This is a genomic window from Mycobacterium sp. Root135, assembly GCF_001426545.1.
Lineage (GTDB): Bacteria > Actinomycetota > Actinomycetes > Mycobacteriales > Mycobacteriaceae > Mycobacterium.
In genome coordinates this window covers 936,148-954,495 of the sequence record NZ_LMEZ01000001.1, presented here as the reverse complement: position 1 = coordinate 954,495, position 18,348 = coordinate 936,148, and the positions used below count along the sequence as shown (strand labels likewise).

Here is an 18,348-nt window from a genome sequence, read left to right as displayed (position 1 = left end):
GTCAGGCGCGCGTGCGAGCGGCGAGGTCGGTGACCCCGGCCGGTGGGAGGCCCGCGGCGTGCTCCAGCACTTCGCAGAAGGCCTGCACGTGCGGTCCCAGTTCGAGGTTGGTCGCGGTCCACGATGCGCGCAGCTCCAATTGGTGGGCCCGTGGCGGGCCCGAGATGTCGCCGTACCGCACCGACGTCGTCGCCGTCACGGTGCCGCCGAGGGCGGTGACGTGGTCGTCGTGTTCGGCGAGCGCGTCGACCAGCCAGCTCCAGGCCACTTCGGGAAGTAGGGGGTCGACGGCTTCGGTGGAGTCCAGGTCGGCCTGGATGTAGGCCACCAGACGCATCGTGCCGTCCCAGGCCTCCTCGCCCTCGGGGTCGTGAAGGAGGATCAGGCGGCCGAAGGCGTCGCCGTCGGACCGCTCGGGGACGACGGTGGTTTCGGGATGGCGAACCTCTGCGCCGAGGGCATAGCTGTACGGCGCCAGTCGCTGAGGCGGCCGGATCGGGCCGAGCTCGATCTCGGGCCGGACGGTGGTGGCATTCATTGCCTCCACCGCTGCCCGGAACTGAGCCGGCTCGACGGTGGTCATGGGGTTTGACGCTAGCTGATTCGGGGATGGGGCAGCGAAGGCGCGCCGAAGTGTTACTGCATGGCAGCATGGGTGGCGATGAGTACCCGTCGTGACCTGCCAGAGTCGCCCTATCTGACCGCGGCCGCAGGCCGTAAGCCAAGCCGTGTGCCCGTGTGGTTCATGCGACAGGCCGGCCGATCCCTTCCCGAGTACCGGGCGTTGCGGGCAAAGAGCACGATGATGCAGGCGTGCTTCGACGCCGAGCTGATCACCGAGATCACCCTGCAGCCGGTGCGTCGCCACGGCGTCGACGCGGCGATCCTGTTCTCCGACATCGTGGTTCCGCTGCGTGCGGCGGGCGTCGACGTCGACATCGTCCCCGACGTCGGGCCGGTGATCGCCGCGCCGATCCGGACCGCGGCCGACGTGACGTCGCTGACCCCGCTGGATCGTGACGCGGTCGCGCCCGTCGCGGATGCGATCGCGCTGTTGACCGCGGCGCTGGGTGACGTGCCGCTGATCGGCTTCGCCGGAGCTCCCTTCACCCTGGCGTCCTACCTGGTCGAGGGCGGTCCCAGCCGCAACCACGAGCGCACCAAGGCGATGATGCTCGGTGAATCCGACACCTGGCACGCCCTGATGACGGCTCTCACCGACGTGACCATCGGCTTCCTCAAGACGCAGTTGGACGCCGGCGTCGACGCGATCCAGCTGTTCGACTCCTGGGCGGGCACGCTGTCGTTGGCCGACTACCGGACCTACGTGCTGCCGCACAGCTCGCGGGTGTTCGAGACCCTCGCCGGCGAGGGAGTGCCCATGACGCACTTCGGGGTCGGCACGGCCGAGTTGCTTGGCGCCATGTCGGAAGCGGTGTCGGTGGGGGACCAGCCCGTGGTCGGCGTCGACTGGCGGACGTCGCTGACCGACGCCGCCGGCCGGGTCCGTCCGGGCTGCGCGCTGCAGGGCAATCTCGATCCGGTGGTTCTGCTTGCGGGCTGGCCGGTGGTCGAGCGTGCGGTCCGCAACGTGGTTGAGGACGGCCGGCGCGCCGTCGACGCCGGCGCCACCGGACACGTCTTCAACCTGGGGCACGGCGTGCTTCCGCCGACCGACCCCGGCGTCATCACCGAGGCGGTGGCGCTGGTGCACGCGTTGTGAGTGCCGCCCACTCGCCGCCTTCCTATTGTGTTGTCGGAGGCGGCATTTCGGGTTTGGTCGCCGCGTATCGGCTGCGCGTCGCCGCGGGCTCGGAGGCGTCGATCACGCTCTTCGATCCTGCCGATCGCCTCGGTGGGGCGTTGCGCACGGAGCGCATCGGCGGTCAGTTGGTGGACGTCGGAGCCGAGGCGTTCGTGGCGCGGCGCCCGGAGGTGTCGGCTCTGCTGGCGGAGTTGGGGCTGGCCGACAGGAAGATTGGCACCACGGGGGTCCGGCCGCTGATCTTCAGCGAGGGACGTCTGCATCCGATGCCACAGGGCACGCTGCAGGGGATCCCGGCCCAGGCCTCGTCGATGGCCGGGCTCGTCGACGGCGCGACGGTGGCGCGGATCGCCGACGAACCCTCGCGACCGTTCTCATGGCGCCCCGGCGCGGATCCCACCGTCGCGGAGCTGATCGGCGACCGCTTCGGTCCGCAGGTGGTGACGCGGTCGGTGGATCCGCTGTTGGGGGGCGTCTACGCCGGCTCGTCGGCGACCATTGGCCTCAGGGCGGCCGCTCCGACGCTGGCGGCCGCCCTTGATCGTGGGGCCCGCACTCTGACCGACGCGGTCCGCGAGGCACTGCCTCCGCCGATGCCCGGATCGGTGTTCGGAGCGGTCGACGGCGGCTACGCGGTGCTGCTCGACGCGTTGGCGCGGCAGGCCCGGCTCGACTGGGTGCACGCCGGGGTGAAGCAGGTCAGTCGCGACGGCCGGGGGTGGGCGCTGGTCGACGACGAGGGCGGGCACTGGCATGCCGACGGCGTGGTGCTCGCGGTGCCTGCGCCTCGGCTGCCGGCGTTGATCGACGGTGTGGCACCGAAGTCTGCCGCTGCGGCGCGGCGCATTCAGACGGCGTCGTCGGCGCTGGTCGTGCTCGCGCTGCCGGGTGGGACGCCGTTGCCCGAGCAGTCGGGCGTGCTGGTCGCCGGTGGTGAACGGCTCAACTCGAAGGCGATGACGCTGACGTCCCGCAAGTGGGGACGCCGGGGCAACGTGGAACTGGTGCGGTTGTCGTTCGGCCGGTTTGGCGACTCCCTTGCCCGCGACGTCGGGGACGAGGAGCTGCTGAGGTGGGCTGCCGAGGACCTGTCGACGGTGTTCGGGGTTGTGTCGGACCCGGTGGACTGCCACGTCCAGCGCTGGATGGACGCGCTGCCGCAGTACGGGCCTGGGCACGCCGGGCTGGTCGCCGAGCTGCGCTCGGGTTTGCCGCCGACGTTGGTGGTCGCGGGGGCGTACCTGGACGGCATCGGGGTGCCCGCCTGTGTGGGATCCGCCACCAAGGCGGTGGCGGCGTTGACGACGTCGGGCGTGGCACGATAGCGGTATGGCGAAGCTGGACTACGACACCCTGAATTCGATGACGAGATACATGATGATCTCGGTGTTCGCGGTACAGCCGGAGGAGCTGGGCGACGATCGCTCGGCCGTCGTCGACGAGACCACGACGTTCCTCAAGCAACAAGAAGCGGACGGCGTCGTGGTGCGCGGGATGTACGACGTGGCGGGCTTCCGGGCTGACGCCGACTACATGATCTGGACGCACGCCGAGCGCGTGGAAGACCTGCAGAAGACGTACTCGTCGTTCCGGCGGACGTCCCTCGGCCGGGTCAGCGAGCCGGTGTGGAGCGTGGTGGCGTTGCACCGGCCCGCGGAGTTCAACAAGAGTCACGTTCCCGCGTTCATCGCTGGCGAGGACCCCGGCGACTACGTGTGCGTCTATCCGTTCGTCCGGTCGCTGGAGTGGTACCTGCTGCCCGACGACGAGCGTCGCAAGATGCTCGTCGAGCATGGGATGGCGGGGCGCGAGTACCCGGACGTGCGCGCCAACACGGTGCCCGCGTTCGCGCTCGGCGACTACGAGTGGATTCTGGCCTTCGAGGGGCCGGACCTGGGCCGCATCGTCGAGTTGATGTGGAAGTTGCGCTACACCGACGCCCGCAAGCACGTGCGCGAGGAGACGCCGTTCTTCACGGGGCCGCGCGTCGGCGTCGAGGAGCTCGTCGCACGACTGCCGTGAGTGCCACGGCGGTTTGCTCGCACTGCAGCCGGTAGCCCCGCAGACCGAACTATCTGCCAGGTCAATTTTCGGGTGATTCGCGTTTCATACCCTTTCCCTGTTTGCTAGCATCGCCCGATGGGCAAGACCGCACTAGTGGTGGCGACGGTTGCCGTGGTCGGAGCCCTGCTCTCGGTGTGGATGGTCGTCGGTTGGGACGTCGAGCCAGCCGTCACCATCGTGTCGAACGCCTCCAGCGTCGTGTTCGCTGTGTTCGCCACGGTGTGCGCAGCCCGCGCGGCCCTGCACTCCGCCGGCCGTAAGCGGTTCGCCTGGCTGAGCGTCGGCGTCGGCGTCGGGGGTTGGATGGCCGGTTCGCTCGTGTGGGGATATCTCGAGATGGCGACCGACGTCCCGCCGTTCCCCTCGCTCGCCGACGTCGGCTACCTGATGTTTCCGGTTGGAGCCTGTATTGGGCTGGCTGCCTATCCCGTCGGGCACGTCGGGCATTCACGCACCCGATTGGTGCTCGACGGATTGATCGCGGCCGCGGCGCTGTTCCAGATCTCGTGGGTGCTGGTGCTGCGCGACGCGTACGAGGCTGGTGACGGCGATCGTTTCGCGTTTGGGTTGTCGCTGGCCTACCCGGTGTGCGACTTCGTCGTCATCACGGTGGCGGTCCTCGTCCAGTCGAGAGCGCGCGCCGGGCAGCGGCGGACGACGTCGTTCCTGACCGCTGGTGTCATCCTGATGGCGTTGTCGGACAGTGCGTTCGTCTACCTCACCGCGGCCGAGGAGTACGAGGACCTGATCGGTCGACTCGTCGACGTCGGCTACCTGGTGGGACTACTCGTCATCGGGGCGGCGGCGCTTCTCGCGGTGGACGAGCCCGCGACGGAAACGTCGACGTTGCGGGTGCCGTCGCGATGGGTGTTGTGTCTGCCCTACGTCCCGATCGCGATAGCCGCCGCGGTGTGCGCTCCGACGAATCTGCAGCAGCCGGGAATGGCCGCGCTGTTCTTTCCGACGGTGGTCTTGGTCGTCGCGGTGCTGCTGCGGCAATTCCTGGTCGTCAGGGAGAATCGCCGACTCCTGGACCTGGTCGCGGAGCAGGCGTTGCGAGACCCGTTGACGGGGTTGGCGAATCGTGCGCTGTTCAACGACCGGCTGTCCCACGCCATGCAGTTGCACGTCCGCGACCGGCAACCGGTGGCCGTGTTGTCGTTGGACCTCGACGACTTCAAGCTCGTCAACGACAACCTCGGTCATCCGGCCGGCGACCAGTTGCTGGTGCTCGCGGCGCAACGGATCCTCGGTTGTGTGCGCGCCGGTGACACGGTGGCCCGGGTGGGTGGTGACGAGTTCGCGGTGCTGCTGGAGGGCAAGACCGAACACTCCCGACAGGTGGCACGGCGGCTCATGGCCTCGTTCGACGACCAGTTCGTCATCGACGGCCATGATCTGTTGCTGCGGCCCAGCATTGGACTCGCGGCGACCGGCGACGACGCGGACGTCTCGGCCGAGGCGCTGTTGAAGCACGCCGACCTGGCGATGTACTCCGCCAAGCGGTCGCGCACGGGTGGGGTGCACACCTTCGACCCGGAGATGACGCGGACTCGGCCCAAGGGGACCGGCAAGGTGGGCAATGCCGGAACGAGCACGGTGCGACTGCTCGGCCAACTGCGCAACACGATCGACCATGCCGGGCTAAGTCTGGTCTACCAACCCAAGTTCAGGCTGCATGACGGTGAATTCGTCGGTGTCGAGGCTCTGGTCCGTTGGCCCCATCCGGAACGCGGACTGCTCGGTCCTGACAAGTTCCTTCCCTTGGTCCGCGAGTACGGGTTGATGAGGTCGCTGACCGATCTGGTGGTCGAGCAGGCGCTCGACGACGTGGCCCGGTGGAAGGCCAACGGTGTCCGGGTGCCCGTGGCGGTCAACATGTTCGCGCCGTCGCTGGGCGATCTGGAGTTGCCGAAGCGCATTCTGCGCTCGCTCGACGAGCGTGACATCAGCCCGGACTTGTTGACCATCGAGATCACCGAAGACCTTTTGCTCGACGACGTCGACCGGACCCGGCAGGTGCTCGACTCGCTGCGGGGACGCGGAACGCGCGTGGCGATCGACGATTTCGGCAGCGGCTACTCGGCGCTCGGGTACCTGTGCGAGTTGCCGATCGACGAGGTCAAGCTCGACCGGCAGTTCATCGCCCCGATCGTGGACGACGCGCGTGCGGCGGCCGTCGTCCGTGCCGTGGTGGACCTGGCGCACGAGCTCGGCATGACGGTGGTCGCCGAGGGCGTGGAGAACGAAGACACCGCGACGATGCTTGGGAACTACGGGTGCGACGTGGCGCAGGGGTTTCACTTCAGTCGGCCGCTCGCCGGCGCCGATCTGTGTGGCCTGCTGCGCAGGCTTACGTCGAAGGAACCAGCTTCATCGAAATCGAGTTGATGCAGTACCGCTGATCGGTCGGGGTGGGGTACCCCTCGCCTTCGAAGACGTGACCGAGGTGGCTGTGGCAGCTGGCGCACAGGACTTCGACGCGATGCATGCCACCCGAGTCGTCGGTCTTCAAGATGACGGCGTCCGAGTCGGCCGGGTCGAAGAAAGACGGCCAGCCGCAATGAGATTCGAATTTCTCGGTGCTACGGAAGATCTCCGCACCGCACGCCCGGCACTGGTAGACGCCCTCGGTCTCGGTGTCGGTGTACTCGCCGACGAAGGGGCGCTCGGTACCGGCCTGACGCAGCACGGCGAACTCCTGGGGCGAGAGCTTCTTACGCCATTCGTCGTCGGTCAGTTGGACTTTCGGGACGGTCATCCCTCCACGCTAGCGCGGTCCCGATCGGTCGTCATCCATGGCGGGTCGATGCCGTCCTCGAGCCGGCCGTCGGCCTTGGCCTCGAGGTACCGGAAGTACAGCACGCAGAACACGACGATCAGCATCAGCGACCAGCCGTAGGTGATCTTCATGTACTCCAGGAAGCGGCCGGTGCTCGGCCAGTGCCCCAGCAGCCAGCGGTCCATCGTCATGAAGCCGTAGATTGCCAGCCAGGCCGGCCAGTTGCGGATCACCGAGTTGGGGAGCACCACCGTCATCAGGAACGGGAACAGCATCATCGAGTAGTAGCCCTGGCCAAGCGAAGTCACCAGGAACGTCGTGATCAACAAGACGCCGGACGAGGTCACCATCCAGAACAGCTGGTCGCGTTCGCGGTAGTAGCGGTACAGCAGCCAGAGGCTGGCGACTGCCAGCGCCAGGAAGCCCACTCGCAGCAGCAGAATCAGCCACGTCGGGAGACCGTAGTAGATCCCGTTGCCCTGAATGGAGCTGTTGAAGTAGTCGCGCACCGAGAAGATGTAGGGCACCGTGTTGCGCACGAACCCCATCGGGTCGCTGACCAAGGGCCATGCGGCGACGTTGAACAGCAGCGGCACGCCGAAGGCGGGCACCAGTGGGCGCCACTGTCGGTTGAGCACCGGAAGCAGCAGCAGGGGGGCCAGGGAGGGTTTGACGACGAGTGTGAGCCCGATGGCGAGGCCGGCGAGCCACTGGTGGTTGACCTTGCCGCTGAGCAGCCACCGAAGGAACAGCACCTCGCCGAGGAGGACGCAGCCGTTGATGTTGGTGAACACCAGCGTGCTGGTGACGCTCTCGGTGCAGAACATCGCCAACAGCAGGGCCGGTGCGGCGACCGAGGCCAACGAGAACTTGAACAGCCGCAGCAGGAAGTACGCGGCCAGCAGGATGGCGATGGTGTTGAAGGTGATGAACCAGTACCGCGAGGCGTCGACCGGCAGGTAGCCGAATGGCGCCAGGAGCAGTGTCCCGCCGGGCGGGTACAGGTAGTGCGGGTCCACCTGGTCGAAGTGCTCGTTGTAGATGTCGAGCCCGAGCTTGAAGTTGATGACCGCGCGGTAGACGGGGCCGAAGTCGTCGGTGATGTAGCCGTTGGTGGCCAGCACGTAGCTGCGATGGACGATCGACAGGATCGCCACGGGCCACAGCACCGAGCGCAGAACGTGCGCGACATTCGGCGGTGAGGTGCGGGGTCGGAATGCGTTCGTCAACAACGTGTCAGGTGCCGCCACCAGCGCACCGTACACCGGTGGCCGCGGGCGTCGAGCTAGGCGGGGCAGTACGTGTCGGTGTCGGGAACCTTGCCGGTGCCGAGGTAGGACAGCACCGGTGGGACGGCGCACGTGGAGTAGATGCTGGCTCCGTGGCCGACGCCCTGCCACATCACGCGTCGGTTGGCGGCGCCGGAGTTGATGATGGTCGCCGCGACGGCGGCCACCCCTTCGTTGCCGACGATCGGGTCGTTCTGTACGCCGAGGAGCAGCACGGGAATCTTGAGGTTCTGCGGGTCGGGTGGCGTCGAACCGCTGGGCCAGGCAAGGCAATTGACCATGTCGAGGGCGCCGACGGTGCCGAATTCGGGGTAGAGCTTTCCCCATCCGACGACGAGCTCGCGCACGCGGTCCGGGGTGGGGCGGTTGAGCGCGTCGCTGCAGCCGTTGACGAATTGACCGTCGGTCTCGCGTTGTGTCGCGGCCTGGTTGATCAGCGTGTTGAGCCCGGCGACGTCACCGCTGCGGGCCGCGGCGAGGGTGGTGGCCAGCGCCGCGGTCGACGACACGAAGTCGCCGCGCGGGAAGGCTAGCGCGGTGGCGATGGCGTCGGTGAGGGCGGCCACCGAGGCGCCCGCCGGGCCGGTGCCTTGACGCGCGGCCTCGAGCATGGCGTCGATCGCGCCCTTCGGATCGGGGCCGAGCGCGCAGCCGGAGGCGACGCACTGCGAGGCGAACGCGGTGAGCGCGGCCTGCTGACCCTTGACCTTCTGTTCGGCTCTTGCCTCGGCGGCGATGCCGAGGGGTAACGGGGAGTCGAGTACCAGCCGCGACACCTTGTTGGGGTGCGAGCCCGCGTAGGCGAGGGCGACCTGTGCGCCGTTGCCGACGCCGAGCAGGGCGAGCGTCGGAACGTCCCAGGTGCTGCGCAGGCGTTCGAGATCCTCTGCGGCGTGTGCGTTGTCGTAGGACGAGTCGCCGGGGGCGATGGTGTCGGTGCAGCTCTGGGTGGCCGTCTGGACGACGGCGCTGAGGTTGGCGACGGGGTCGTTGCCCGATTCGAACTGCGCCTGGTCGAGCATCTCCTGGCGGCTGAACAGATCGCGGCAGTCCAAGGCGCCCGACAGGCCGATGCCGCGGCGGTCGACGGCGACGATCGGGTTGGTCTTCAGTACGTCGGCGCCGCCGCGGGACAGCCACACCGGCAGCTGCGTCGAGGACGGGAGGTCGCTGCCGGTCGTCATCACCAGTGGGCCGGCGTCCGCCGGGGTGGCCGTCGACTTGGCGCGGACGACACCGATGGTGAGCGTTCCCGTGGCGCCGTTGATCGAGTCGACGTCGGCGTCGTAGGTGGCGCAGTCGAGGCTCACGCCTGCGACGGCGGGGACGGAGGCCGCGGCGAACGTCCTTGACGTGCAGTCGCGCCACGTCAGATCGTTCTTGGGCGCCTCGACCTTGGGAGGTCCCGCGGCGACCGGTGTGGTCTCGGGGGCGCCTTGGGGTCCGGCGCCCGCGTCGGTGGCGAAGCGGGGGTTGGCGGCGAGTCCCGGCGCGCATCCGGCCAGGACGACAGCCGCGACGACGGGCGAACAGAGGGCCCTGAGCAGCTGAGGATGCCGACGCATGGTGACCACATTAGCGATCGACGAGCTACTCCCCGGCCAGCCCGTCCCTGACGTACCGCGTGTAGAGATAGCCCTCGTCGTCGGTCAGCAGGTGGCTTCGACGCATCCGGGTGTGGGCTTCCCCCGACCCCGAGGCGATGCGGCGGGCCGCGCCGCCGACCAGGATCGGTGCAATCGTGACGCACAGTTCGTCGAGCAGGTCGTCTTCGGTGAGCAGGCTGATCAGCGACGGCCCGCCTTCGGACAGCACTCGTCGCAGGCCCCGCTCAGCGAAGATCGCGAGTACCACCGCGGGGTCGACGCGGTCGGTGTGGGCTCCGGACGCGTCGAGGACCTCGGCGGTCGAGCCGAAGCGTGCGCGGGCCTCCGGCGCCGTCTCGCGGCAGGTCATGATCATCGGAGGGACTTCGGTGCGGGTGAAGATCCTGGCGTCGTGCTCGAAGTCGGCGGCGTGGGTGACGATGGCGATCGGGGGGACCTCGGTCTGGCCTCGGCCTTGCCGTTCGCGGCGCTCGGCCAGCGACATCTGCGCACCGGAGTAGTTCTCGATGCGCACGGTGGAGGCGCCGACGAGGATGACGTCGGCCTCCTGCCTCATGCGGGAGAACAGGGCCCGGTCACCGGGGCCGGCGAGACCGCCGGCCTTGCCGTCGTCGGTGGCGCCGCCGTCGAGGCTGGAGATCATGTTGGCCCGCACCCAGCAGCGCTCGAGGTTCTCCGGGTAGGAGTAGAACGCCGCGAGCCGTCCGTCGTCGGTGTCGAACGTGCTGCCCAGGGGGCCTAGCTCTGTGAGCTGAGTCGCAGCATTGGGATCGGACACGTTGACCATTGCAGCACGTCGATACAGTTCCTTCATGTCTGGGGCCAGCGTCGTCGACCATCTCACCGATCGCCATCCGAAGGTGACACCTGAACGACTGGTCGCGGGGCTGGTGCCGCCGCCCACGTTTGCCGACGTCTCCTTCGACACCTACCGGCCGGATCCGGGTGAGCCGTCGCAGACTGCGGCCGTGCAGAAGTGTCGCGACTTCTGTGAGCAGGCCGTGCAGCGCCGTGCCGGCAAGAAGAAGTTGTTCGGCAAGCGAGAGGTGTTGCCGGGGGTCGGGGTGTACCTCGACGGTGGTTTCGGCGTCGGCAAGACGCACCTGTTGGCGTCGACGTACTACGCGCTCAGCGCCGCCGACGCCGGTCCCGCGGCGTTCGCGACGTTCGGTGAACTGACGCAGTTGGCTGGCGTCTTCGGGTTTCTCGAGTGCATCGAGTTGCTCTCGGAGTACGTGGTGGTGTGCATCGACGAATTCGAGCTCGACGATCCGGGGAACACGACGCTGATCTCGCGACTGCTCTCGGCTCTGGTGGAGCGAGGGGTGTCGGTGGCGGCGACGTCCAACACGTTGCCCGAACAGCTTGGCGAGGGCAGGTTCGCGGCGCAGGACTTTCTGCGTGAAATCAACACGCTGGCAGGTATTTTCACTACGGTGCGGATCGAGGGTCCGGACTATCGGCACCGCGACCTGCCGCCGGCGCCCGTGCCGCCGTCCGACGACGAGGTGCGTGACGAGGCCGCCGGAGTGAGTGGTGCGACGCTCGACGACTTCGACGCGCTGTGCGCGCATCTGGCGACGATGCACCCGTCGAGGTACCAGGCCCTGATCGAGGGCGTCGCGCAAGTGTTCATCACCGGGGTGCATCCGCTCGACGACCAGAGCGTCGCGCTACGGCTGGTGTCGCTGACCGACCGGCTCTACGACGCGGGCATCCCGGTGGTGGCGTCGGGGACCAAGCTCGACACCGTCTTCAGCGACGAGATGTTGGCGGGTGGGTTCCGCAAGAAGTACCTGCGCGCGACGTCGCGTCTGTTGGCGCTGACGGCCGCGGGACGCGACTAGCCCGACCGCGGGCGCACCATCACGTAGTCGTTTTCGATGTGGCCGCCCAGTCGGAACGTCTTGGTGCCGCTGATCGCGAAGCCGTGCTTGGCGTAGAAGCGTTGGGCGCGTTGGTTTTCCTGGTTGACGCCTAGCCAGACGCAGGCCGCGCCCAGCGCGCGGGCCGTGTCGAGCGCAGTGGCCATGAGGGCCGCCGAGACGCCGGCGCCGTGCGCGTCGGGCAGCACGTACATCTTGGACAGTTCGACGGCCGGTCGCAGGGGCACCGCCCGTTGGACGTCGGGGTCGGCGATCACCCCGTGAATCAGCATGGCGTACCCCGACATTCGGCGGTCCTCGCGTGCGGTGAGGATTACCCGTTCCGGGTCGGCGAGGTACTCGCCGAAGCGTTCCGTGGAGAGGTTCTCGGCGATGAAGGCGGCGACGTCGTCGGCGCCGGTCGACGGCGGGCACGCCAGCGGGAAGGTGCGGGCCGCGACGTCGGCGAGTTCGGTCAGATCGGCCTCGGCGGCCGGTGTCACCTCGACGGTCATCCGAGGGTCAGTAGAGATTCCACTGGGCAAGGTGGGTGCCGGTGGCCTTGTCGAGGAGCACGACGTTGGTGACGAGGTCGCGGTAGACGTCCCAATAGACGCCGCCGGTGACGGTGGAGCCGGGGGGTGCGTTCTGCAGCATGGCGCGGAGGTCGTCGGGGACGTCGGTGTTGCGCGGCTTGTAGGCGTCGGCGATCGGCGTGACGCCCTCGAAGTCGAAGAAGAGCGAGGTGATGTACGGGTTGGGTGCCTTGATCACGTGGACGGTGACGTTGGCGCGGTACACCTGGTAGCGCGGTCCGCGTGGGGGATAGCCGAAGCCCGGTGGCACGTCGACCAGGTCGACGCTGGTGACGGCGACGTCGGCGACGACGTTCATGTAGGCCACGTGCAGAACGTCACCCAGCCTTCCGATGGGGGCGACCGCCGCGGCTTCTGGCGCGGGTGAGGCGAGAACCCCAGCCGTGACCGCCACTCCGGCAACCATCATCGTGAACCAGCGACGCATGCCTCGCATGATTGCACACCGGTTGGTTGCCGAGGGGACGATCGGTCCTCAGGACGCCCAGGGGCCGATGCCGCCGACCTTCTCGATGCGGATCCGCGTCAGTAGGCCGGCGGGGGAGTTGGGCGGTGGGAAGTGCTCGCTGGAGCCAAGCATGGCCTCGGCCAGCTCGGTGAGGAGTTCGGGGGCGCCGCCCTCGACGATGCGCGCCGTTCCGGTGATCGACAGGTAGGGGGCTTGCTGCCCGGGCGGTGTCGGGCCGATGATGGTGACGGCGACGCGTCCGTCGCGTCGGATGTTGCGGGTCTTCTTGTAGTCGCTGAGGTGTGCGCTGACCAGTTCGTCACCGTCGGGCGTGGACTGCAACGCGACCCAGACCACCGACACTTGCGGGCTGCCGTCGGGGTTGAGGGTGACGAGTGTGGCGTCGGCGCCGGAACCGATCAGTGCACGGGCGGATTCGTCGAGGTTCATGACTTCTTGTACCGCATCGGTGCGCGTTTCATTCCCGTTCGGTGTTCGTCAGGGAGTTCAGCGCCCCGACGATCTCGGATTCGACGCCCTGCTTGTCGAGGCCGAGGGTGTGCAGGGGCCCGTCTTCGGCTTCGTCTTCGAGCAGGGCGAGCAGGATGTGCTCGGTGCCGATGTAGTTGTGCCCCAGACGAAGTGCTTCACGGAAGGTGAGTTCGAGGACCTTCTTCGCGGGTCCGTTGAACGGAACCAGCGCGGGAACATCGTCGGCCCTTGGGGGCAGGGGTGCGGCCTTGGCTGCGGCGTCGGCGTCGACGCCGTGCGAGGCCAGCAGGTGCGCGGCCAGTGATGCCGGGTCGCTGAACAATCCGAGCAGGAGGTGCGCCGGGGTGATCTCGTCGTTGCCTGCGGCGTGTGCCTTGTTCTGTGATTCGACGACGACGTTGCGCGCCCGCGGGGTGAACCTGTTGAAGCCGTCGTTCGGGTTGAGGGTGCCGGTGTCGGTCCGCGGCACGAAGCGCTTCTGGGCGGCTTGTTTGGTGACGCCCATGCACTTGCCGATCTCGGTCCAGGAGGCGCCCGAGCGTCGGGCCTGGTCGACGAAGTGGCCGATGAGGTGGTCGGCGATGTCGCCGAGGGCTTCGGCGGTGAGGACGGCGTCCTGGAGTTGGTCGAGCGGCTCGTCGTGCACGGTTCTGATCGCGGTGATGAGGTCGTCGAGACGGACGGGGTGGTGGATCTTCAGTTGGTCGCTCATACGTCAACCGTAGGTTGACGGAATCGCTTCGTCAACCTCGGGTTGACGACAGAAAGGCTATCCGCGGGGGTAGCCCCGGCGGACCGTGCGGTCCAGAATGCCGAGCGTGCCGCGCAGCGCCGCTTCGGAGATGACGGGGAAGATGCCCGCGTCGCGCCACTTCTGGTGGATGTCGGACCAGTCGTAGTACGACGTGACGAGCGTTGCGTCGCCGTCGGGTTCGAGGCGGTACCCGTATACGTGGCCGATCGGAGGCTCGATCTTGCCGAGGATCGTCCAGGCGATCAGCCGATCCTTCTCGTAATCGGTGATGGACACTGTGACGTCGTACTTGCCCATCGGAAAGTCGTTCAGCGCTTCGCGATCCATGTGGACGACGAAGCTGTCGCCGCTGGCGGTGACGACGTCGCCGTCGGCATCCTGCAGCATTCCGGTCGCGTCGATGGCGATGTGCCCCTGCGGATCGCAGAGGACGGCGAACACGTCCGCCGGGGGTGCGGCGATGGTGCGTTGGACTTCGATGCGGTCGGCCATGACGTCGATCGTGTCAGACGCCGACGCGGGCTACGGCGGCGGAGCTTGTCCCGATGCCGCGGCCCTGGCGTTGAGCTGTGCCATGTAGGCCTGCAATTGCAGGCCGGCCAACGCGGGGCCAAGCCCGGAGGCCTGGGGCGGGGGAGGTGCGTCGCTGAGCTGCCAGGGCTGGCAGCCGTTGGTCTTGAACGACTGGTCGGTGGGGTCGATGACGACGGTCTGCGGCTTCTTGGTCAGGGCGTTGTCGAGGGTGGCTCCGTCGGCGCCGAGGCGCTTCCAGAAGCACGTGCCGTCGCCGACCGGGCCCGCGGAGTTGTAGACGCCGGGAACGATGTCGGTGCCCACTGCATAGGTGCCGTCGGCGTCGACCGAGGTCTTGAGTGCGGGTGCGGCTCCGTTTGCAGGTGCCGCGGCCGTGGTGGGGGCTGGGGTCGGTGTCGGCGTCGTCGGGTCGGCGGCGGCCACCCCGGGTAGAGCGCCCATGACCGTAACGGCCAGCGCTGCTGCGGTCGCCACCTTCTTCACCCACATGCCCGACAGCTTAGACCGTCTTTGCAAATGGATGGCCGTCGTGGGACGTGATGTTCGTCGTCCGCGGCGCCGTCGACCCGGTCGTGACCCGCGACAGGGCCGCGATCAGTTCGATGGCCAGGTACTGGCCGACGGCCACGGCGAACACCGGCCACAGGGCGCCGGCCACGATGCCCAGCCCTCGCGAACGCCCGGCCCTGGCGGCGTTGAACACGGCTAACGACGACGTCAGCATCCACCCGATGAGGTAGCCGTACAGCAGTACACCGGTCACTTGTCCCCTGAACGTCGCCCCCCGGCGAATTTACTCTTGGGTAAGTTAGACCGCCGTGGCGGCGCCGTCAAGTGTCGGACGCAGACGCGAATCGCCCCGCTGCCGCAGGGACAACGGGCCGAATCGATGTTGTCTAAGGGACTACTTGAAGGCGTCCTTGACCTTTTCGCCGGCGTCCTTGAGGTTCGCCTTGACCTGGTCGACCTTGCCTTCGTTCTCGGTGCTCTTGTCACCGGTCGCCTTGCCGGATGCTTCCTTGGCCTGGCCGCCCAAGTCCTCGACCTTGTTCTTCGCCTTGTCCAAAGCACTCATGACAATCAACTCCTCATCGGTGTGAATCACGTCCGGTCCACTGTCCGAACCTGTGTCAGGAGTGCCCACCAACGGCCAACTCCGAAACATCACGAGGCCTGGTTCACAGAATCGAACTGAGGCAACCGGGCACCGACGACACCGCGCGTCGTCCGCGGCAAGGGTTGGGGGTTTGGGACGCCTTTGGCGGTTCGGGGGGGAGGTGAACCGCCAAAGGCTTGGAAATCCGCAATGGGGGGACTGCGGATGTCCCGCCGTCCACCGTACGCGATATCTCGTGAAACGATTCAAAAGGTACGTATGGTTCGCTGTGGGCTGACCGGGTCCCTGTAGGGGGCCGTGGTGTGCATGGGTGGCGGCAAAGCGTAGACCGGCGCGGCCGAGGTATCGCCGCGACACGGTTGGACCACGTGCCATACCGATTGGCACGACGTTGCCTGCGACGACGCCACTCCGGAGTGGTGGACTTGGTAGTCGAACCCCGACCGCGGCGGCTAGTGACAGCGAACACGACGGGGCGCGGCCGCACGGCGTTTCCGGCAACAAGATCAAAGTCTGACGTGCACGTTAATAGTTGGGTTCGCGGTGACACGGGCGCGGCTGGTGGGATACCGCAACGGCGCATCGTTCGCCTACGAATGCCGTTGATTCGTCGGGCAACGAGTTTTCTTCGTCCCGTCGAGCGCGGGAATCGGCGCTTGGCAACAACATGACTTGCCGCGCTGTCGGGTGCCGAGAAGATAGTCGGAGATAGTGGGAAGAGCCCAGATCTGCTCGTGTGGCCGTCCGTACGCGTGGGAGCATTGGCGGCGTACGGTGAAACGTGGTGCGCGATACTGGGATTGAACCAGTGACCTCTTCCGTGTCAGGGAAGCGCTCTCCCGCTGAGCTAATCGCGCGGGACCCATCTTGGAGGTGGAGACGGGAATCGAACCCGTGTGCACGGCTTTGCAGGCCGTTGCCTCACCACTCGGCCACTCCACCGCTGGGGTTGATGCGTCTGCACCATCGAGCGGACGACGGGATTCGAACCCGCGACCCCAACCTTGGCAAGGTTGTGCGCTACCAACTGCGCCACGTCCGCGTGCTTCGAGCGAGTTCGTCGCTCTATGCGAAGCACGACGATAGTGCATCGAAGCTCGGCACCACAAATCCCGACGCCACGGCCTGATCTTGGTCGTTTCGGGCCCTCGATTTGGCCGCGTCTTCGCTGCAACGATTTCGCCGTTCGCGGCCGTGATCCGCTCGATGCGACGCCGCCCTCGGCGGCCCGACGGAAATATGTTGCGGATCAAAAGATTCGGCAGGCGCGAGCGGATCGTGATCTTGTGCGCCTCCAGGACCGCACGCGGTACACCGGTTGCGGTCGTGTCGAAGCCGGCCATTCGGGCCGGCGCCAGACCGGCGCCCTGGCGCCCGTCCAGCCTTGCGGTGAGCTTCTGGGCGACGGGTCAGCCGGGCGGGGTCGGTGGACCGCGAATGCGCGGACCGTCGCTCGAGACTGGTCCAGTGAGGCACGGGTCAGCCGGCATGGTCGGATGGCAGCCCGGCGACGGCGAAAGGTGCTCGCCGATTCCGGGCCTGGCCCCCGTGCGTGATAATGTTCGTCGTCGTTCACCGGTGATTTGGCCGGTGCACCCACGGTCTCGTAGCTCAGTGGGAGAGCGTCCGCCTCACACGCGGAAGGTCGCTGGTTCGATACCAGCCGGGACCACCACCAAAACCGCAGAGCAGTCGCGGTCTGCGCAAGGCGTGCGAGTTCTTTCTGCGCACCTTTGCCGGTTCGGCGCAGGTGCTTAGTCGCCGTCATCCCTCCTCATCACCCCGCTAGCGAAACCTCTGGTAGGTGCTCAACGGCCTTCGCGGCGTCATCACCGCGTCGCGGGGACGCCAGCCTGGGGGAGCGAAGACGTAGGCGAGTCGCTCTCGCCACGACGTGGTGCGTCGTACGTCTGCGACGATGCGTGCGTACTCGCCGTATTGAATCTGAATGATCCCTTCACCGGACTGCTTTGTTTCGAAGAGCCCGTATTCGGGATGGCAGTCGCCGTCGACGATGGTGCCGAACATCCGGTCCCAGACGATGAGGATGCCGCCGTAGTTCTTGTCGAGGTGCTCCGGGCGACGACTGTGGTGAATGCGGTGATGGGCCGGGGTGTTGAACAGGAACTCGATGAGACGCGGCAGCTTTCCCACCAGTTCTGTGTGGAGGAAGAACTGATAGATCATGTTGAACCCGTACGCGACGTAGATGGTCCAGGGTGCAAATCCCAACAGCGGCAACGGCATCCAGAACAACGCCTCTGACCACGGATTCCATTTGAGTCGCACGGCACTACTGAAGTTGAAGGATTCACTCGAATGGTGCGCGCGGTGCCCGGCCCATCCGATGCGCACTCGGTGGGAAAAGCGATGATTGCAATACCAGGTCAAGTCGACTGCGATGAGCAACACGAGCCACGTCCACCACGACGTGGTGGGCAGCTGCCAGGGTGCAAGCTCTACGTACAGCACTGAAAAGGCAACCAATGTCGCGAGTTTGAAGACGAACATGAATGCCAACGATCCCAAGCCCATCATGATGCTCAACCGAGCCTCGGGCCGAACGTATCCGGCTGTTTGCCGGGCGTCGCTGCGCAGGGCGGCCGCCTCGATGGCCATGCTGATGACGAACACGGGCAGCGCGTACACCACGGGGTTCTGAATCTGATCCCAGAATTCCGTTGCTACCTGTTCCATCGCTTTACGTTCACGACCCATCGTGTTTGTAGTGCGTGCATGGCGGGATCTGGACCACGTATGAGTGAGCCGACGGTAGACCAATACTCAATCGTGCTGCAGCGACACCACAATGACGTCATTCTTTCGTCCGAAGTCACACACCGGCACATGTCTCGTCTCGACACCGAGGATGACGAACGCGCTGACATTCGTCGCACCCGCCTGGTTAGCCATCGCAACTGATGGCGAGACACGTCGCAGTGCTGATCGAAGAATCTTTCGGCAAAGACCGCGAGCTCGGTCGGTGAACTCGACGAGGACCCCGGCTTTGGTGAGCGGCGCCGGCTGTCTGATCC

19 protein-coding genes and 4 tRNA genes are annotated in these 18,348 nt (G+C 67.0%); 6 read left to right on the top strand and 17 right to left on the bottom strand.

Annotated elements, in window-relative coordinates; all coding sequences use genetic code 11:
* Window position 1 precedes the first annotated feature (1 nt).
* The gene (locus tag ASD37_RS04650; RefSeq protein ID WP_056548556.1) at window positions 2–583 is read right to left on the bottom strand and encodes a DUF3000 domain-containing protein; all 582 of its coding nucleotides are present in this window, start codon (window positions 581–583) and stop codon (window positions 2–4) included.
* Between the two features lie 78 nt (window positions 584–661).
* Here ASD37_RS04650 and hemE point away from each other — a divergent pair, with 78 nt between their 5' ends.
* From hemE to ASD37_RS04630, 4 genes are all read left to right on the top strand, one after another.
* Complete coding sequence (hemE, locus tag ASD37_RS04645) at window positions 662–1,723, top strand: uroporphyrinogen decarboxylase (RefSeq protein ID WP_056548554.1); 1,062 nt, start codon at window positions 662–664, stop codon at window positions 1,721–1,723.
* On the top strand, window positions 1,720–3,090 hold the full coding sequence (locus tag ASD37_RS04640) for a protoporphyrinogen oxidase (protein ID WP_056548552.1): 1,371 nt from the start codon (window positions 1,720–1,722) through the stop codon (window positions 3,088–3,090). The genes hemE and ASD37_RS04640 overlap by 4 nt, the downstream gene beginning before the upstream one ends.
* 4 nt (window positions 3,091–3,094) lie before the next feature.
* Entirely contained in the window at window positions 3,095–3,787 is a 693-nt protein-coding gene (gene hemQ / locus ASD37_RS04635) for a hydrogen peroxide-dependent heme synthase (protein ID WP_056548550.1), read from the top strand.
* A gap of 117 nt (window positions 3,788–3,904) precedes the next feature.
* Complete coding sequence (locus tag ASD37_RS04630; protein WP_056548549.1) at window positions 3,905–6,220, top strand: bifunctional diguanylate cyclase/phosphodiesterase; 2,316 nt, start codon at window positions 3,905–3,907, stop codon at window positions 6,218–6,220.
* Here the strand turns inward: ASD37_RS04630 and msrB are convergent.
* From msrB to ASD37_RS04610, 4 genes are read right to left on the bottom strand one after another with little or no spacing between them, the layout of a single operon-like run.
* The gene (gene msrB, locus ASD37_RS04625; protein ID WP_056548546.1) at window positions 6,183–6,590 is read right to left on the bottom strand and encodes a peptide-methionine (R)-S-oxide reductase MsrB; all 408 of its coding nucleotides are present in this window, start codon (window positions 6,588–6,590) and stop codon (window positions 6,183–6,185) included. The two genes, ASD37_RS04630 and msrB, sit on opposite strands and share 38 nt — an antisense overlap.
* Window positions 6,587–7,876, bottom strand: a complete 1,290-nt coding sequence (gene aftC / locus ASD37_RS04620; protein WP_056548543.1) for an arabinofuranan 3-O-arabinosyltransferase — start codon at window positions 7,874–7,876, stop codon at window positions 6,587–6,589. The genes msrB and aftC overlap by 4 nt, the downstream gene beginning before the upstream one ends.
* Before the next feature lie 20 nt (window positions 7,877–7,896).
* On the bottom strand, window positions 7,897–9,465 hold the full coding sequence (locus ASD37_RS04615) for an alpha/beta hydrolase (protein WP_056549834.1): 1,569 nt from the start codon (window positions 9,463–9,465) through the stop codon (window positions 7,897–7,899).
* 25 nt (window positions 9,466–9,490) lie between these two features.
* The gene (locus ASD37_RS04610; RefSeq protein ID WP_056549832.1) at window positions 9,491–10,294 is read right to left on the bottom strand and encodes a pyrimidine reductase family protein; all 804 of its coding nucleotides are present in this window, start codon (window positions 10,292–10,294) and stop codon (window positions 9,491–9,493) included.
* Window positions 10,295–10,319: 25 nt separating this feature from the next.
* Between ASD37_RS04610 and zapE the strand changes: the two genes are divergently transcribed.
* The gene (gene zapE, locus ASD37_RS04605; protein ID WP_056548541.1) at window positions 10,320–11,354 is read left to right on the top strand and encodes a cell division protein ZapE; all 1,035 of its coding nucleotides are present in this window, start codon (window positions 10,320–10,322) and stop codon (window positions 11,352–11,354) included.
* On the opposite strand, the gene ASD37_RS04600 is transcribed toward zapE, so the two are convergent.
* The 11 genes from ASD37_RS04600 to ASD37_RS04550 all read right to left on the bottom strand — a co-directional run bounded on the left by ASD37_RS04600 (window position 11,351) and on the right by ASD37_RS04550 (window position 16,355).
* On the bottom strand, window positions 11,351–11,887 hold the full coding sequence (locus tag ASD37_RS04600) for a GNAT family N-acetyltransferase (RefSeq protein WP_056548539.1): 537 nt from the start codon (window positions 11,885–11,887) through the stop codon (window positions 11,351–11,353). The two genes, zapE and ASD37_RS04600, sit on opposite strands and share 4 nt — an antisense overlap.
* 7 nt (window positions 11,888–11,894) lie before the next feature.
* A complete protein-coding gene (locus ASD37_RS04595; RefSeq protein WP_082570003.1) occupies window positions 11,895–12,395 on the bottom strand; it encodes a hypothetical protein in 501 nt (166 codons plus the stop codon).
* A gap of 48 nt (window positions 12,396–12,443) precedes the next feature.
* On the bottom strand, window positions 12,444–12,866 hold the full coding sequence (locus ASD37_RS04590; RefSeq protein WP_056548535.1) for a PPOX class F420-dependent oxidoreductase: 423 nt from the start codon (window positions 12,864–12,866) through the stop codon (window positions 12,444–12,446).
* A 28-nt stretch (window positions 12,867–12,894) separates the two neighbouring features.
* On the bottom strand, window positions 12,895–13,620 hold the full coding sequence (locus tag ASD37_RS04585; RefSeq protein ID WP_056548532.1) for a Clp protease N-terminal domain-containing protein: 726 nt from the start codon (window positions 13,618–13,620) through the stop codon (window positions 12,895–12,897).
* Window positions 13,621–13,677: 57 nt separating this feature from the next.
* On the bottom strand, window positions 13,678–14,154 hold the full coding sequence (locus ASD37_RS04580) for an SRPBCC family protein (RefSeq protein WP_056548529.1): 477 nt from the start codon (window positions 14,152–14,154) through the stop codon (window positions 13,678–13,680).
* Between the two features lie 30 nt (window positions 14,155–14,184).
* A complete protein-coding gene (locus ASD37_RS04575) occupies window positions 14,185–14,685 on the bottom strand; it encodes a hypothetical protein (RefSeq protein WP_370072271.1) in 501 nt (166 codons plus the stop codon).
* 10 nt (window positions 14,686–14,695) lie between these two features.
* Entirely contained in the window at window positions 14,696–14,959 is a 264-nt protein-coding gene (locus tag ASD37_RS04570) for a hypothetical protein (protein ID WP_056548527.1), read from the bottom strand.
* A gap of 141 nt (window positions 14,960–15,100) precedes the next feature.
* Complete coding sequence (locus tag ASD37_RS04565) at window positions 15,101–15,271, bottom strand: CsbD family protein (protein ID WP_056549829.1); 171 nt, start codon at window positions 15,269–15,271, stop codon at window positions 15,101–15,103.
* 824 nt (window positions 15,272–16,095) lie between these two features.
* Window positions 16,096–16,170, bottom strand: a tRNA-Val gene (locus tag ASD37_RS04560).
* A gap of 11 nt (window positions 16,171–16,181) precedes the next feature.
* Window positions 16,182–16,255 (bottom strand) — tRNA-Cys (locus tag ASD37_RS04555).
* Window positions 16,256–16,282: 27 nt separating this feature from the next.
* Window positions 16,283–16,355: transfer RNA gene (locus tag ASD37_RS04550), tRNA-Gly, on the bottom strand.
* A gap of 558 nt (window positions 16,356–16,913) precedes the next feature.
* On the opposite strand from ASD37_RS04550, the gene ASD37_RS04545 reads away from it, so the two are divergent.
* Window positions 16,914–16,988 (top strand) — tRNA-Val (locus tag ASD37_RS04545).
* A gap of 110 nt (window positions 16,989–17,098) precedes the next feature.
* On the opposite strand, the gene ASD37_RS04540 is transcribed toward ASD37_RS04545, so the two are convergent.
* Window positions 17,099–18,010: a sterol desaturase family protein gene (locus ASD37_RS04540; protein WP_056548525.1), complete on the bottom strand. Its 912-nt coding sequence runs from the start codon at window positions 18,008–18,010 to the stop codon at window positions 17,099–17,101.
* Window positions 18,011–18,348 lie beyond the last annotated feature (338 nt).

Bases quoted from the DNA above. Each gene is read 5' to 3' on its own strand.
- ASD37_RS04650 (WP_056548556.1), bottom strand. From the start codon at position 583: ATGACCACCGTCGAGCCGGCTCAGTTCCGGGCAGCGGTGGAGGCAATG.
- hemE (WP_056548554.1), top strand. From the start codon at position 662: ATGAGTACCCGTCGTGACCTGCCAGAGTCGCCCTATCTGACCGCGGCC.
- hemQ (WP_056548550.1), top strand. From the start codon at position 3,095: ATGGCGAAGCTGGACTACGACACCCTGAATTCGATGACGAGATACATG.
- ASD37_RS04630 (WP_056548549.1), top strand. From the start codon at position 3,905: ATGGGCAAGACCGCACTAGTGGTGGCGACGGTTGCCGTGGTCGGAGCC.
- msrB (WP_056548546.1), bottom strand. From the start codon at position 6,590: ATGACCGTCCCGAAAGTCCAACTGACCGACGACGAATGGCGTAAGAAG.
- ASD37_RS04615 (WP_056549834.1), bottom strand. From the start codon at position 9,465: ATGCGTCGGCATCCTCAGCTGCTCAGGGCCCTCTGTTCGCCCGTCGTC.
- ASD37_RS04610 (WP_056549832.1), bottom strand. From the start codon at position 10,294: ATGGTCAACGTGTCCGATCCCAATGCTGCGACTCAGCTCACAGAGCTA.
- zapE (WP_056548541.1), top strand. From the start codon at position 10,320: ATGTCTGGGGCCAGCGTCGTCGACCATCTCACCGATCGCCATCCGAAG.
- ASD37_RS04600 (WP_056548539.1), bottom strand. From the start codon at position 11,887: ATGACCGTCGAGGTGACACCGGCCGCCGAGGCCGATCTGACCGAACTC.
- ASD37_RS04595 (WP_082570003.1), bottom strand. From the start codon at position 12,395: ATGCGTCGCTGGTTCACGATGATGGTTGCCGGAGTGGCGGTCACGGCT.
- ASD37_RS04590 (WP_056548535.1), bottom strand. From the start codon at position 12,866: ATGAACCTCGACGAATCCGCCCGTGCACTGATCGGTTCCGGCGCCGAC.
- ASD37_RS04585 (WP_056548532.1), bottom strand. From the start codon at position 13,620: ATGAGCGACCAACTGAAGATCCACCACCCCGTCCGTCTCGACGACCTC.
- ASD37_RS04580 (WP_056548529.1), bottom strand. From the start codon at position 14,154: ATGGCCGACCGCATCGAAGTCCAACGCACCATCGCCGCACCCCCGGCG.
- ASD37_RS04575 (WP_370072271.1), bottom strand. From the start codon at position 14,685: ATGTGGGTGAAGAAGGTGGCGACCGCAGCAGCGCTGGCCGTTACGGTC.
- ASD37_RS04565 (WP_056549829.1), bottom strand. From the start codon at position 15,271: ATGAGTGCTTTGGACAAGGCGAAGAACAAGGTCGAGGACTTGGGCGGC.
- ASD37_RS04540 (WP_056548525.1), bottom strand. From the start codon at position 18,010: ATGGAACAGGTAGCAACGGAATTCTGGGATCAGATTCAGAACCCCGTG.